Genomic DNA, 14,603 nt, shown 5'->3' with positions numbered 1-14,603 from the left:
GCTCTGGACTGCCGTGATGCCCGCCTCAGCGACGCTGCTCGGAGTGTTCCGGGAGAGCGGCCCTCTCGACCCCCTCCCGGAGCGCCTCCGGCAGCGCCGACGCCACGGCGGACCTGCACGCCTCCATCGAGGCGTGCAGCGCCTCGGCCGACGCCCCCGGCGGATCGAGCGGCGGGTGCACCACGACCCGCACGACGCCGGGCGCGGCGGCATAACGCCCCTTCGGCTGCAGCGCACCCGCGCCGTCGATGGTCACCGGCAGGACGCGCGCGCCCGCGGCCGAGGCGGTCCGGAACGCGCCCAGCCGGAAGGGCAGGAGCCGGCCCGTCGCGCTCCGCGTGCCCTCGGGGAAGAACACCGTCGACCACCGCTGCATCACGTTGCGCCGCGCCTCGCCGAGATCGGCGAGCGCGCCGCGGGCGCGCCGCCGGTCGACGGGGGTGTGGCCGTACAGGCGCATGCCCCAGCCCAGCACCGGCACGCGGAACAGCGCGCGCTTCGCCAGGAACCGGAGCGGCGTTCGCCCCTGGAGCACCACGAGCAATGCGAGGATGTCGAGCGTGCTCTGGTGGTTCGCCGCGATCACGTACCGCTCGCCCGGCCGGGCGTGCTCGACGCCCTCGGCCTCGACGCGCACGCCGACCAGCCAGAGCGCCCCGCGCGCCCACACGACCGAGAGCCGATCGTGCATCCGCTGCCGGGGATCGAAGGGGAAGCAGAGCAGCCCGACGGGGAGCAGCACGACCAGGAACAGCATCGCCCAGGCGTGGGCGAGCGCCGTGCGGACGACCTCGACAGGGCCGGCCGGCGCCGGCCGCGCAGCCTCCGCCGTCACTTGGCGACCGGCGGGGCCTCCGGCCCGTCGAAGCGCGGGACGAAGCCCTCCACCGAGGCCAGCGTCTCCAGCAGCGTGACGTGGCGGAGGCGCGGGATCGCCACGATCGTCGGCCCGCCGAGGTCCTCCTCCGGGACCGCGATCGTCGCCGCCGCCGCGAGCTCCGCCACCGTCGCGCCCACGACCTGCGTCGTGCCGACGCTGCTCGGGTTCGTGCTCCGGACCTCGCGCGGCAGCTCGGCCCAGTACGCCCGCGGGGGGCCCTGGAACGCCGCCTCGGCCGGGACGCGCGGCCAGAACGTCGGATCCGTCACGCCGAGCTCCTCGACGAGCGCCGCGCGCTCGGCGCGGACGCCGCGCGCAGCCCCCCCGTCACCCAGCGCGTCGAGCGCCTCGGCGTACCGCTCGAGCGCCGTCACCAGCAGCGTCCGGTTGCCCGACGCGCGGATGAGATCGAGCGTCTCCCGGCCGTACGCGGCGAGCTCGCCGGCCTGGCCGGCGTCGCTGGCGTCGTCGGCGAGCAGCGCCCGCGCGTGCATCCGGCCGACCCGGCCGAGGCTCACGGCGTACGCGTCGCCCGTCCCCGCCGAGCCGATCTCGATCGCCCGGTCGTAGGCGGCGAGCGCCTCCCGCAGCAGGCCCTGCACGAAGTACACGTCGCCCAGGTACCCCTCCGCCCAGCCGCGCCCCATGCCAATGCCCAGCACGCCGCTCAGGTTGACCGCGTTCGCGATCAGCACGCGGGCCCGCGTGAGCTGGCCCATGTGGAACTGGTGCCGGCCCGCGTACATCGTCCCCATGTACAGGTAGAGCCCGCTCAGGCCGTGCTCCTCGGCGTACGAGAGCAGCTGCGCGGTCGACCGGACCCCGAGATCCCAGTCGAAGCGGCCCTCCGCGAGCACCGCGTGGTAGAACCACGTGCCGAGCAGCCGCACCGGGTCGCGCAGGCGCTCGGCGAAGCGCGCGGCGTCCGCGGCGTTCTGCTCGGCCTCGGCGTAGAGGCCGGACTGGCTCAGCGCGACGCAGAGGATGCCGCGCGAGTGGCAGAGCTCGACGTACTCGCCGGCCGCCTCCGCGAGCTCACAGCCGCGGCGGAGCGGCTCGGTCGCCGGGCCCACCTTGCCGGCCGCGCACAGCGCGCGCCCGAGGATGTTCGCCGGCAGGCACTGGTACGGGCGCAGCTCCGGGCTCGCGCCGATCGCCTCGAGCGCCTTGCGGCTGTGCGCCACCGCGTCGGCGAACTCGCCCCGCACGTAGTGGACGCGCGACAGCGCGCTGGAGAGGGCCGCCGTGACGAGCGGCGTCTCCGGCAGCGCCCCCTGCGTGCGGCGCAGCAGATCGAGGGGCTCCGCCGTGCTGCCGAGCAGGCACGCCACCCGCGCGAACTCGTGCGCGCAGCGGGCCCTGAGCTCGATCCGCGCCGGGTCGAGCGGCAGCCGCTCGAGCAGCGCGAGCGCCTGCTTCAGCCGCCGGCTGGCGCCGTGCGGATCCTGGAGCCGATCGGCCTCGCCCGCCGCGAGCAGGTACGTCGAGGCGGCGCGGTCGAGCTCGCCGGCGCGCTCGACGTGGTGCGCGAGCGTCCCCGGATCGCCGCCGCGCAGCTCGATGCGCCGCGCGATGCGCCCGTGGTAGTCGGGGCGCTCCTCGGCGGGCACGCGGGCGGCGAGCTGCTCGCGCGCCGTGTCGTGCGAGAACGACGCGAGGCCCCCGTCCTCGCCGAGGCAGACGTAGTGCGCCGCGGCGTCGCGCAGGGCGCTGTCGACCTCCGCCGGATCGAAGAGCCCGAGCTCGACCAGATCGTCGCGCAGGAACTGGCGGCCGATGAGCGCGGCGACGCCGAGTACCTGGACCGTCGTGGGATCGAGCGCGTCGATGCTGCGCGAGAGGACGTCCGAGACCGACGCGGGCGCGAGGTAGCTCGCGTCGGCGCGGGAGATCTCGAGCGCGCCGCTCCGGCTGCGCTGCAGGAAGCCCTCGGTCTCCATGTTGCGGACGACCTGGATGTTGAAGAGCGGGTTGCCCGCGGCGAGCAGCGGGACGCGGCGCACGAGCTCCTGCACGAGGTCGTCCCCCGCGCCGCGGCCGAGCGCGGAGAGGAGCGCCCGGTTCGCGTCGGGCCGGAGCGGGCCGAGGTCGAGGCGCTCGACGTCCTTCCACGCGAGCCAGCCCGCCGAGCGCGGCGTCATCGGCGACGAGCCCGGCGGGCCGCGCAGCGCGGACGAGCCCGGCGGAGGCAGCGACGAGCCGGGCGGAGGCATCGATGAGCCGCGAGCGAAGGGCGGCCGCGCCGTGCCGAGCAGCAGCACCGGCATCTCGCCGAGCTGATCCGAGAGGCGCAGCAGCACCTCCTGCGTCGCCTCGTCGGCCCAGTGCACGTCCTCGATCGCGAGGACGACCGGGATCTCCTCGGAGATCGCGCCGAGCAGCCGCAGGATCAGATCGGCGATCCAGCGCGTGCCGCCCGGGCCGATGGCGCCGCCCTCCTCCGCGAGCCCGACCGCGCGCGTCAGCTCCGGCACGAGCCCCTGGAGGAGCGCGGCGTCGTCGGCGATCACGAGGCTCACCAGCCGGCGGATGCGCGCCGCCCGGCTGTCGCCGTGCCGCTCGAGCCAGAGCGCGATCTGCGTCAGCGCCTCGCGGATCGCGGAGTAGGGCACGAGCCCGGAGAGCTCCCTGCACCGGCCGTACGCGACGATCGCCGTGCCCGCCTGCTCGGCGCTCCGGAGCAGCTCGGCGACGAGGCGGCTCTTGCCGACGCCCGTGTCGCCGACCACCACGGCCGGCCGCGGCTCGCCGCGCACCGCGCCCTGGAGGAGCTCGATGAGCCGCCCGAGCTCCTGCTCGCGGCCGACGAACGGCGCGTCGTGCGCGTCGTCGAAGGTCTCCGGCGCGGCGGCGTCGCGCTCGGGCGCTCCCGCCTCCGCCCCGGCCGGGGGCGGCGAGGTGCCGTGGAGCGTGACGTAATAGAGCTCCTTGAGCCGCGCGCAGAGCCGGGCCGCGCTGGAGAAGCGCCGCGCCGGGTCGCGCTCCAGGAGCTCCTCGACCAGCGCGACGACGGGCGCCGGCGTCTCGGGCGCCGCGTGGGCGAGCGGCACGAGCGTGCCGTAGACCTTCTGGTTGATGACGCTGTTGACGGTGCCGTCCGAGAACGGGAGCCGGCCGGCGAGCAGCTCGTAGAGCATGACGCCGACCGCGTAGAGGTCCATCCGCGGGCTCGGGCGCCCGAGCGCGCCGCGCTTCAGGCACTCGGGCGCCAGGTACGCGATGGTGCCCGCGTTGACGCGGGCGTGCTCGGGCTGGAAGCTCACGGTGAGCGTCGCCAGGCCGAAATCGAGGATCTTGAGCCGGGGCTCGTACGGATCGGTGAGGACGATGTTGCTCGGCTTGAGGTCGAGGTGGAGCACGTTGAGCGCGTGGCAGTGCGCGAGCGCCTCGGCCACGCGGCGCGCGATGCGCAGGGCCTCGATCGTGTCGAGCGAGCCCATCCGTGCGAGGTACCGGTCGAGCGTCTCGCCCTGCACGAGCTCCATCGCGAGGTAGAGGCCCACGCCGTCCAGGACGCCGTACGAGGAGAGCTTGACGAGCGAGGGGTGGCGCAGGCGGAGCAGCGCCTCGATCTCGTTCTGCTGGGCGAAGAGCTGCCCGGCGTTCTGGGCGCTCACATCCTTGAAGATCTTGATGGCGGCGTCGTTGCCGGCCCCGTCACGGCCGCGGAACACGGCGCCGAAGCCGCCCTCGCCGAGGCGCTCGGCGATCGTGTACTCGCCGATCCTGGCGCCGCGCTCGATCAAGGGATCGCCGACCATCGCTCCTGCCCTTCCGAGTACCCCGTCATCGTTCGCCGACGCACCATGATACTCCGGACGAGCGCCGCGACAGCGCGCAATGGCCCGGCTGCCTGCCGGAGGCACGCCGCCCCGACGGCTTGCCGCATCGCGGCTGTCTGGCCAAGAAACCTGCCTGCAACGTCGGGCGGCGAACCGGGCGCTGAGCTCGACCATCGCGCGCCGCGCTGCGCCCGAAAAGGTGAGCCCGCACCCAGAACTGCGCTGCGGGCCCGGATTCGGCGCCTGAAATGACGACGGCGGCGACCCCCAGAAGGGGACCGCCGCCGCGTCCGCGCTCAGGCCGCGTCGGGGATCAGGTCCCGCCGCTGGCCGAACCGCTCGCCGAGCCGCTGACGCTCGCGCTCGCCTTGATGTTGATGTCGATCGAGGCCGACGCGCTGGCCGACGCGTCGACCGCGGCCGCGACGCAGGCGACCGCCTTGCCGCCGGCCTTGAGCGCCACGTCCTTCACCTCGACGCCGGCCTTGCCGACGCCGGACACGGCCGCCGCCAGCTTCTTGCCGGAGCCGAGCTGCACCTTGGCGATCGCCGGGAGCGACGTCCGGAGCGCGGCGACGAGCTTCTGCGCGTCGGCGTTCACCTTGCCGTTCGCCACGATGCGGACGTTCGGCGCATCGCACTTCGCCTCGCCGGCGGTCTTCGCCGTGCACTGCACCTGGCAGCTCGGGTCGACGCTCGGGGGCTTGAACTCGCCCGAGCACTTCGGCTCCTTGATCTCGGCGCTGCAGCCGCCGGAGCACGAGCCGGAGCACTTCGCCGCGGCCTTGACCTCGCAGGAGCCGGAGCAGGTGCCCTCGCAGGTGCCCGAGCAAGACCCCTCGGCCTTGGCGTCGCACTTGCCCTCGCAGGTGCCGGCGCACGCCGCGCCCTTCGAGTCCTTGCCGTCGCACTTGCCGTCGCACTTGCCGCCGCAGGTGCCCTTGAAGCCCACCTCGCACTTGCCCGAGCAGCTCGCGCTGCACGTGCCGGTGCACGCCGCGCCGGCCTCGACGCTGCACTTGCCCTTGCACTCGGCGTCGCACTTGCCGCTGATCTCGCCGCCCTCACAGCTCGCCTCGAGCTTGCCGGGCTGCACCGGCGAGCCGCACTCGCCGAGGCACTTCTGCATGGCGGTGATGTCGGCGTAGCACTTCGGGGGGTCGATCTGGACGGTGATCTTCGCGTCGGCGTTCGCCTTCACGGCGGCGCTGACCTTCGCGGAGACCGCGCCGCAGACCTTCTCGGCGCCCTTGCCGCCGCTCGGGTCGGCCTTGAGCTCCGCCTCGCTCATGCCGAGGTCCTTGCCGAGCTTGCCGCAGGAGGCGATGAGGTCCGCCTCCATGCTGGCGGTGAGCTTGTCGAGCGACGCAGCCGCGTCGAGGAAGCCCTTGATCTTGCCCTCGACCTCGGCGCCGCCGTCGAACTTGAGGTTCGCGATGCCGCCGTTCTTCAGCTCGTCGCAGCCGCTCGCGGCCGACGCCAGGTCACCGGCGGGGCCGGGCAGGCTGTCCGCACCGGGGAACCCCTTGCCGCCGCAGTTCACGAGGAGAGGCGAGGCCAGGCCGAGAAGGGCCACGGGCATCGCGAACAACTTCCATCGATTGACGCTCATCTCAGAAACCCTCCGGCACCTCGATGGGTACCCCATGGAGCGCGGACCCTACACCAGCAGCCGCGACCTTGAAAGCTGGGACAGCCGCGATCCTGCGCGACAGTCGCTCACGATGCCGAGCAGCCCCGCACCGCGGGCTCCAGCGACGGACGGCCCTCATTGCCCCAAGTCAGGATGGCTGTAAAGAATCAAGCTGAGCTCATCGCGCGGGGATGGCGGTCTGCATCGCAGGTGGCGCGCGGGGTTCCACATATATAATCGCGCGAGGCGTTTCACTTGGCGCGCACGGCATTTCGCCCGCGGCGCTCCACGCGCGGCGCGCGCGCCGTCCCTCGCCCGCCGCGCCGTCCCTCGCCCGCCGCGCCCTCTCGGGCGTCGCTTACTCCTCGTCCTCGTCGAAGGGGAGGTTCAGCTGGGCGAGCGGGCGCGCGCCGACCGTGGGCCCGCCCTGCTTCTTGAAGAGCAGCTGCTCGCGCGCGATGTCGGCCTCGACGAGGTCCTGGTTGTCGTACGCGAACGCGAGCGCGTCGAGCACGCGCGCGGGCCCGAGGTTCGGGTAGCGCTTGAGCAGCGTCTCCACCGACGCGCCGCCGCGGTGCCACGCCCAGAGCCGCCGGACCGGGACGCGCGAGCCGAGGACGTGGGGGCTCCCGGCGAGCACCTGGCTATCGCATCGCACGTGAGGGTGGGGGACGCGGATTCGCGGGAGCACCGGCGCGGCCATCGCGCGGAGGAGCCTAGTACCGGTCGCGATCGGATGGAAGGGCGCCGCGAGCCGGCGGGCACGCTCGGCGCGGCGCCGGGCTGCGCGGGCGCGCGGGCGCGGCGCTCCGCCCGCACGCCCGCGGTCGTCCCCGCGTGGCGCGACCTCCGGCATCGTCATCGCATCGTCCTCGCATCGTCATCGCATCGTTCCGCCCGCGCCCGCGCGCGCGATCCGGACTACCCTACGCCGCGGAGGCGCGCGAGCATCGTGCCCGTCGCCGTCACCGACCGGAGCTCACCCACCATGACCCAAGCAGAGAAGAACCCGCTTCGCGAAGGGATGCCCGAGGAGCGCACCGCCTCGCCGGCCGCGCTCGTGATCTTTGGCGCCTCGGGCGACCTGACCCGGCGCAAGCTGCTGCCCGCGGTCTACAACCTGACGCTCAGCCGGCTGCTCACCGGCGGCTTCGCCGTCGTCGGCGTGGCGCGGCGCCCGAAGCCGGATTTCGCGAAGGAGATGCGCGAGGCCGTCGGGAAGCACTCGCGGCGCCCGCTCGAGGAGGCCACCTGGAGCGAGCTCGAGAAGGGCATCAGCTACGTCCAGGGATCGTTCGACGAGGCCGAGACGTACACCCGGCTCGCCGCGGAGCTCGAGCGGCTCGACGCCGAGCGCGGCACCCGCAAGAACCGGGTCTTCTACCTGGCCGTCGCGCCCGACCAGTTCGCGCCCATCGTGCGCGGCCTGCGCGCGGCGAACCTGGTCGCGCCGCCGTCGCACGAGAAGGACGCGCCGTTCCAGCACGTCGTCGTCGAGAAGCCGTTCGGCGAGGACCTGGAGAGCGCCCGCACCCTCAACCGCGACCTGCTCGCCCACCTCGCGGAGTCGCAGATCTACCGGATCGATCACTACCTCGGGAAGGAGACCGTCCAGAACCTCCTCGTCCTGCGGTTCGGCAACACGATCTTCGAGCCGCTCTGGTCGCGCCAGCACGTCGATCACGTGCAGATCACCGTGGCCGAGGAGATCGGCGTCGAGGGCCGCGGCAAGTTCTACGAGAAGGTCGGCATCACGCGGGACATCGTGCAGAACCACGCGCTCCAGCTGCTCACGCTGGTCGCGATGGAGCCGCCGTCGTCGTGGGACGCGGACGCGGTGCGCGACGAGAAGGTGAAGGTGCTCCGCTCGCTCCGGCCGATCGCGGGCCCGGACGCGCTGTCGTCGACGGTGCGCGGGCAGTACGGGCCCGGCATGGTGCGCGGCGAGAAGGTGCCCGGCTACACGGAGGAGCCCGACGTCGCGAAGGACTCGACGACGGAGACCTACGTCGCGATGAAGCTCCACCTGGACAGCTGGCGCTGGGGCGGGGTGCCGTTCTACCTGCGCGCCGGCAAGCGGCTGGCGAAGCGGGTGGCCGAGGTGGTGCTGCACTTCAAGCCGCTCCCGCACGGCCTGTTCAAGGGCGCCCCCGGCGCGACCGAGGAGCCGAACGCGCTCGTGATGCGCCTCCAGCCCGACGAGGGCATCTCCCTCCGGTTCGCGGCGAAGATCCCGGGCGGTGGCATCGCGATCCGCGGCGTCACGATGGATTTCCGCTACGGCGCCGCGTTCGGCTCCAGCACGCCCGAGGCGTACGAGCGGCTCCTGCTCGACGCGCTGCGCGGCGACGCCACGCTGTTCACGCGCGCCGACGAGGTCGAGGCGCAGTGGGGCTTCGTCGATCCGATCTTCGAGGGGTGGCGGACCCAGAGCGCGCCGATCGCGCGCTACGCCGCGGGCAGCTGGGGCCCGACGGAGGCCGACGCCCTCGTGGAGCCGTCCTCGGAGGATGCGCGCGCGGTGTGCGGGGCGGGCGACGGGGGGAAGGCCCCGGAGCGGGCGTGGAGGCGGCCGTGAGCCGCGTCGCCGAGGTCATCAAGCGGGTCGAGTCGGAGCTCGCCGAGTTCTGGTCGGCGCCCGACGAGTCGCGGGCGGAGCCGGCGCCGAAGACGCGCGCGTCGACCCTCAATTTCGTGGCGGTGGGGAGCCGCGCCGAGGTCGAGCGCCTGAAGGAGCAGGCCGAGGACCTCGCCGAGACGCACGCGGGCCGCACCCTGCTCATCACGCTCGACGACCGGCTCGACCCGGCGAGCGTCCAGGCCGACTGGTCGGCCACGTGCCGCCGCGCGGGCGAGGTGCCGATCTGCTACGACCGCGTGGAGATCACGTTCGGGGTGGCCGCGGCCGAGCGCGTCGCTTCGGTCGTGAGCGCGCTCACGATCTCCGATGTACCGGTGATCGTCGAGCTCGCGCCTGGCGCGCCGAACGTGCTCGGCGACGCGCTCGCGCCGATCTGCAATCGGCTGGTGTTCGACTCGGCCGAGACGTGCATCGAGCGCATCGCGGAGGTCGCGCGCGGGACGAGGGCGCCGCTCGCGGACCGGGCGTTCGTGCGGACGTTCTCGTTCCGCGAGCTCGTGGCCCGGTTCTTCGACGACATGCCGGAGGCGTGCCGGGCGATCCGGCGGGTGGAGATCGCGCGCAGCGCGGGGGCGAAGCCGGATCCGGCGGCGCTGTTCCTCGGCTGGATGGGGTCGCGGCTCGGCTGGACGTTCGAGTCGCGGGGGCCCGCGCAGTCCGGCGGCGGCGTGGTCGGCCGCGCCCGCGGCGCGGACGGGGCGCCGATCGAGATCGCGCTCGTCGACGGGCCGCCGGCGGACGCGCAGGCGTGGCGGCGGCTCGACGGCGTGCGCCTGTGGACGTCGCTGCGCGGCGAGCCGCTGACGCTCGGCTGCGTGCGGCTCGACAAGGCGCCCGGCACGGTGCGGTGGACGATGGAGGGGGCGCGGTCGGCAGAGCACCTGCACCCGCTCGGCTACCGGGACGAGACGTGGGTGCTGGCGAAGACGATCGACTCGCTGGAGGGCGATCGGCTGCTGCGCGAGGCGGTGCTCGCCGCGGCGAAGTGGAGCGCCCTTTGACGAGGGCCGACAGGAGGACCGAGATGAACGGTGGTGAGGAGACCCTCGTCGCGGCGGACGCCGCGGAGCTGGCGCGGCTCGGGGCGGAGCTCATCGCGCGCGCCATCGCGGCGGCGGTCGACGCGCGCGGCGTCGCGCGCGTCGCGCTGTCGGGCGGGAGCACGCCGTCGGAGGCGTACCAGCGGCTCGCGGCGCTCTCGCTCCCGTGGGCCCAGACCGAGTGGTTCTGGGTGGACGAGCGCGCGGTCGCGCCCGATCACCCCCGCTCGAACTACGGCGCCGCGCGCCGGGATCTGGCGGCGGCCCCCATCCCGGAGGAGCGCTTCTTCCGCATGGAGGGCGAGTCGCCGGACCTCGCCGGGGCAGCAGCTGGGTACGAGCGGCTCCTGCGGGCGCGGTTCGGGGTCGCGTCGGCTGTCTCGTTCGACGTGCTGACGCTCGGGATAGGCGACGACGCGCACACGGCCTCGCTGTTCCCCGGGACGGGGGCGGCGGGCATCGAGGACCGCCTGGTCGCCGCGATCCCGGCGCAGCCGGACAAGGGGCTGGAGCCGCGGCTCACGCTGACGGCGCCGGTGATCCAGGAGGCGCGGCTGAAGCTGCTCCTGGCCCGCGGGGCGGGAAAGCGCGGGGTCGTGGCGCAGGCGAAGCTGTCCGGTCCGGTCGACGAGGTGCCGGCGCGGGTCGTGCGCGGCGGGTCCGGGCGGCTCGTCTGGCTGCTCGACGCCGCCGCGGCGCAGGCCGGGTAGCGAGCAGCGGGCGACCGCGCTGGCGCAGCGCGGCGCGTCCGGGGCGCCGCGCCGCCGGTTCGAGCGGGCAGCCGAGACCGCCGCCGCCGGGGGCCCTGGAGAAGGGCCCACGGCGCCGCGGGGGACGTCACGTCACGACGGGGATCGCGCACTGCTCGCGCAAGAACTCGGCGAGCGCCTCGGTCTTCATGAAGCCGCGGTCGCTCCCGTCACGGAGCCGGACGGTGGCGCCCTTCGCCTCCACCTCCTTGTCGCCGATGACCAGCATATGGGGGATCTTCTCGACCTGCGCTTCGCGGATCTTCGCGCCGAGCTTCTCCGAGCTCCGGACGAAGCTCGCCCGGATGCCGTGAGCGCGCAGCGCCTGGGTGACCTGCTCGGCGTGGTCGTTGTGCTTGTCCGACACCGTGACGACGCGCGCCTGCTCCGGTGAGAGCCACGCCGGCAGGGCGCCCGCGTGGTGCTCCAGGAGCACGCCGATGAACCGCTCGATCGAGCCGAGGAGCGCCCGGTGGAGCATGATCGGCTGCTCGAGCTCTCCCTTGGCGTTCACGAACCCGAGCGTGAAGCGCTCGGGGTTGTTGAAGTCGTACTGGAGCGTGGAGCACTGCCACCTGCGGTCGAGCGCATCGACCAGCTTGATGTCGATCTTCGGCCCGTAGAACGCGCCGCCGCCCGGGTCCACCGTGTACTCGAGGCCGAGGGCCTTTAGGGCCCCCGCGAGGGTGCTCTCGGCCTTGGCCCAGTCCTCCAGGCCGCCGACGTACTTCTCAGGCCGTGTCGAGAGGTTGATGTCGAACTGCTCGAATCCGAACGTGCGGAGCATCTTCAGGATGAAGCGGAGCACGCGGTGGATCTCCTGCTCGACCTGGTCCGCGCGGCAGAACAGGTGCGCGTCGTCCTGGGTGAACCCCCGCACGCGCATCAGGCCGTGCATGACGCCCGCGGCCTCGTACCGGTACACGGTCCCGAGCTCCGCGAGGCGCATCGGGAACTCGCGGTAGCTCCGCGTCCGGCTCTTGACCATGAGGATGTGAAACGGGCAATTCATCGGCTTGCAGCAGTAGTCGTGCCCGTCGACCGACATGGGGGAGAACATCCCCTCTCGGTAGAAGTCCCAGTGGCCCGACGTCTTCCACAGGTCCGCCTTGGCGATGTGCGGCGAGTAGACGATGTCGTAGCCCTCCTCGAGGTGCATCTTGCGCCACTGGTCTTCGATGATTGTGCGCAGGAGCCCGCCCTTCGGGAGCCACATGACGAGGCCGGCCCCGATCTCCTCGACGAAGTGCGGCTCGAAGTGCACCTCGACGTCGGCGTCCTTCCGGGCGCTCACCGCGGCCCTGAAGGCGCTCTTCGACTCCTGCGCCGCCGCGCCGCGGAGCCGGACGTGCAGGCGCGGGCGCGCCTCTTCGTTGCTGCCGCCCGCGCCGTCCGCCGACGCCTTCGGCGCCTCGCCGAACTTCACCGTTCGCCGGATGGTCCGCCCGGGGAACGCCGAGGCCGCGGCGCCGAGGGTGTGCTCCACGAGCGCGCGGTCGAGGGGCGCCTCCGCGTCCACGCCGACGTAGAGGTCGATCTCGTCCTTCTCGGAGTACGCGTGGGTGTCGTAGCGCTCGGAGACGAGGTAGAGCTCGAGATCCCGCCCGAGCGTCCTGTGATCGCGCTTCTTCGCCTCCTCCAGGCGGCGCACGTACTTGTCGAGGTCGTCCTTGTTGGGGAAGGCCACGCCGCGCACGCGCTGGAGCGACTGCTTCGTGGCGTCGGCGCGCCAGTAGGCCGCCGAGGACGACGTGATCTTGAGCCCCTTGATGAACCCCGCGTGGGGCAGGTGCGGGCCGCGGCAGAAATCCACGAACTCGCCGCAGCGGTAGATCGACACGCTGTCCTCGGGGATCCAGGACAGGATCTCCGTCTTGTATTCGTTCTTCTGCCCGAGCCCCTCGAAGACGCCCAGCGCGTCCTTCTTGGGGACGAGCTGCCACTCGAACTTGATCTTCTGCTCGATGAGCTTCTTCACCTCGGCCTCGATCAGCTCGAGGTCGGAAGGGGTGAAGGTCCGACCGGCAACATCGAAGTCGTAATAGAACTCGTCACCATGGTTCTTCGGACCCATCGTGACCTTGGCGCCCGGGAACAGCCGCAGCACGGCCGTCGCCAGGAGGTGCTCGGCCGAGTGGTTGATCGTGTCCCTGCCCTCGGGCGTATCGGCCTTCAGCAACTCCAGCTTCGCGCCGTCCCGGAGGGGCACGCGGAGGTCCTGGATCACCCCGTCGACGCGCGCGACGACGACGGCCTCGGCGAGCCTCGGCGAGATGGCCCGGGCGGCGTCGAACGCCGTGTTGCCATCCTGGAGCGCGAGGGCCTTCCCATCAGGTAGAATGACCGAAGTTGCCATGACGTGACCTTTCTTTCCTTTTACCCGACTGTACGAGCGTCAGGTGGGGCGGTCTTAAAGCACCGTGGCTCCAACGTGTCAACGCCGCGAGGCCGCGCGCGGCCGCTCGATCTACGCGTGAGGCTACGCGTGAGGCTACGCGTGAGGCTACGCGTGAGGCTACGCGTGAGGTTACGCGTGAGGCCGAGCGCGAGGAGCTCGTCCGCTCCTGTTCGGAGCGCGCCCGGCGCGAGGCGGCGCGGGGCGATATGGCCTCTCGGTGCCTCGGGGCGAACTCGCGCTCATCCGCCTTGGACCGACGGCGCCGATTCGACAGGAGGCATGGAGTCGCGCGCGCGACTCCATGCCTCCGTCATGGGCGCGAGGACACGGGGCGTCAGGACCGCCGGGACGCCGCGCGGGCCCGGGGCCGCTCCGCGGCGGAGAGCCCTCTGGCGAAGGCGAGCGCGCCCCGCACGCCGACCAGGGGATCGGTGACCACCGCGACGGGCACCCCCTCGAGGAGCGGCGTGAGGCGGCCCTTCTTCAGGAAGGACTTCATGAAGAGCTCGCGCCTCTGGGTGACGAGGCTCCTCGCGATGTTCCCGAGGACGAAGATCCCGCCGAGCGCGAGCTCGCGCAGGGCGAGGTTGCCGGCCTCGGCGCCGTAGATCTCGACGAACAGATCGACCGCGCGCGCGGCGGGCCGGAACGCGCGGGCGAGCCCGAGCTCGGCGATCGCCGCGTTGCGGTCGCCCTCGGCGAGGCGGCGCTCGATCGCGCGCGGCACGCGGGCGGCGCGGGCGAAGAAGTCGAAGAGGGCGCCGAGCCCGTCGCCGGAGAGGACGCGCTCGTAGCTCACGTGGTCCGGGTGGCGCTCGGCGAGGAAGCGCCACAGCTCGGCCTCGACCGCGGAGCGCGGGGCAAAGTCGGCGTGACCTCCCTCGGTCGGGAGCGTGACGTGCCGGGCGCCGTCCCAGATGAGCCGGGCCTCGCCGAGCCCCGTGCCGGCGGCGATGACGGCCACGTTGTTCCCTTTCGGCCGCGGCCTGCGCTCCGTGAGCGGCTCGATGGACGCGCGGGCGACGTGCAGGCAGCCCGTGGCGCCGACGACGAGGTCGTTCGCCAGGAGCACGCGCGCGATCTTGAGCCGGCGCGACAGCTCGCGCTCCGCGAGTCGCCAGGGCAGGTTCGTGACGGTGGCGACCTGGTCCTTGATGGGGCCCGCGACGCCGAGCACGGCGACGGCGGGGTGGGGGGCGTCGCTGCGCACGAGGAACGGGAGGGCGATCTCCTCGAAGCTCGCGTGCTCGCGGCTGCGGAAGACGGCCTCGGAGAGGGGCCGGCCGCCGGAGGCGCTGTAGAGCGCGAGCCGGGTGTTGGTGCCTCCGATGTCGCCCACGAGCAGCGACGGGGCCACCGATCTCTTGGTCGTTGCCACGCGGGCGCCCTGCCAGCGCCCTGCCTCGGCGGCAAGGCGATCCATCATCGAGCGAGCGCGGAGGGATCGAGGTTTCCGGGCGGGCTCGAGCGCGCGTGACCA

At 73.2% G+C, this 14,603-nt stretch carries 9 protein-coding genes; 3 read left to right on the top strand and 6 right to left on the bottom strand.

Features of this window, described 5'->3' with window-relative positions; translation table 11 throughout:
- Nucleotides 1-25: 25 nt before the first annotated feature.
- The 4 genes from POL72_RS01785 to POL72_RS01770 all read right to left on the bottom strand — a co-directional run bounded on the left by POL72_RS01785 (nucleotide 26) and on the right by POL72_RS01770 (nucleotide 7,157).
- Nucleotides 26-835: a lysophospholipid acyltransferase family protein gene (locus tag POL72_RS01785; protein WP_272093229.1), complete on the bottom strand. Its 810-nt coding sequence runs from the start codon at nucleotides 833-835 to the stop codon at nucleotides 26-28.
- A complete protein-coding gene (locus POL72_RS01780) occupies nucleotides 832-4,641 on the bottom strand; it encodes a serine/threonine-protein kinase (protein WP_272093227.1) in 3,810 nt (1,269 codons plus the stop codon). Before POL72_RS01780 ends, POL72_RS01785 begins: the two co-directional genes overlap by 4 nt.
- A gap of 334 nt (nucleotides 4,642-4,975) precedes the next feature.
- The gene (locus tag POL72_RS01775; protein WP_272093226.1) at nucleotides 4,976-6,274 is read right to left on the bottom strand and encodes a hypothetical protein; all 1,299 of its coding nucleotides are present in this window, start codon (nucleotides 6,272-6,274) and stop codon (nucleotides 4,976-4,978) included.
- 379 nt (nucleotides 6,275-6,653) lie between these two features.
- Nucleotides 6,654-7,157, bottom strand: coding sequence for a DUF433 domain-containing protein (locus POL72_RS01770; protein ID WP_272093224.1), 504 nt, complete (start codon nucleotides 7,155-7,157; stop codon nucleotides 6,654-6,656).
- Between the two features lie 126 nt (nucleotides 7,158-7,283).
- Between POL72_RS01770 and zwf the strand changes: the two genes are divergently transcribed.
- The 3 genes from zwf to pgl are packed head-to-tail and all read left to right on the top strand — an operon-like array spanning nucleotide 7,284 to nucleotide 10,686.
- On the top strand, nucleotides 7,284-8,873 hold the full coding sequence (gene zwf, locus POL72_RS01765; RefSeq protein ID WP_272093223.1) for a glucose-6-phosphate dehydrogenase: 1,590 nt from the start codon (nucleotides 7,284-7,286) through the stop codon (nucleotides 8,871-8,873).
- Nucleotides 8,870-9,937 carry a glucose-6-phosphate dehydrogenase assembly protein OpcA gene (locus POL72_RS01760; RefSeq protein ID WP_272093221.1) on the top strand — a complete coding sequence of 356 codons (1,068 nt, stop codon included), beginning with the start codon at nucleotides 8,870-8,872 and terminating at the stop codon, nucleotides 9,935-9,937. Before zwf ends, POL72_RS01760 begins: the two co-directional genes overlap by 4 nt.
- A 23-nt stretch (nucleotides 9,938-9,960) precedes the next feature.
- A complete protein-coding gene (pgl, locus tag POL72_RS01755) occupies nucleotides 9,961-10,686 on the top strand; it encodes a 6-phosphogluconolactonase (RefSeq protein WP_272093220.1) in 726 nt (241 codons plus the stop codon).
- 127 nt (nucleotides 10,687-10,813) lie between these two features.
- Here the strand turns inward: pgl and thrS are convergent, their stop codons facing one another.
- Complete coding sequence (gene thrS / locus POL72_RS01750; protein WP_272093219.1) at nucleotides 10,814-13,081, bottom strand: threonine--tRNA ligase; 2,268 nt, start codon at nucleotides 13,079-13,081, stop codon at nucleotides 10,814-10,816.
- Between the two features lie 376 nt (nucleotides 13,082-13,457).
- Nucleotides 13,458-14,501, bottom strand: a complete 1,044-nt coding sequence (locus tag POL72_RS01745; RefSeq protein ID WP_272093217.1) for a glucokinase — start codon at nucleotides 14,499-14,501, stop codon at nucleotides 13,458-13,460.
- Nucleotides 14,502-14,603: the final 102 nt, after the last annotated feature.

The sequence above is a fragment of the Sorangium aterium genome (assembly GCF_028368935.1).
In the GTDB taxonomy this organism is placed as follows: domain Bacteria; phylum Myxococcota_A; class Polyangia; order Polyangiales; family Polyangiaceae; genus Sorangium; species Sorangium atrum.
This window is presented reverse-complemented; position numbering and strand designations above follow the sequence as displayed.

Bases quoted from the DNA above. Each gene is read 5' to 3' on its own strand.
- zwf (WP_272093223.1), top strand. From the start codon at position 7,284: ATGACCCAAGCAGAGAAGAACCCGCTTCGCGAAGGGATGCCCGAGGAG.
- POL72_RS01770 (WP_272093224.1), bottom strand. From the start codon at position 7,157: ATGACGATGCCGGAGGTCGCGCCACGCGGGGACGACCGCGGGCGTGCG.
- POL72_RS01780 (WP_272093227.1), bottom strand. From the start codon at position 4,641: ATGGTCGGCGATCCCTTGATCGAGCGCGGCGCCAGGATCGGCGAGTAC.
- thrS (WP_272093219.1), bottom strand. From the start codon at position 13,081: ATGGCAACTTCGGTCATTCTACCTGATGGGAAGGCCCTCGCGCTCCAG.
- POL72_RS01775 (WP_272093226.1), bottom strand. From the start codon at position 6,274: ATGAGCGTCAATCGATGGAAGTTGTTCGCGATGCCCGTGGCCCTTCTC.
- pgl (WP_272093220.1), top strand. From the start codon at position 9,961: ATGAACGGTGGTGAGGAGACCCTCGTCGCGGCGGACGCCGCGGAGCTG.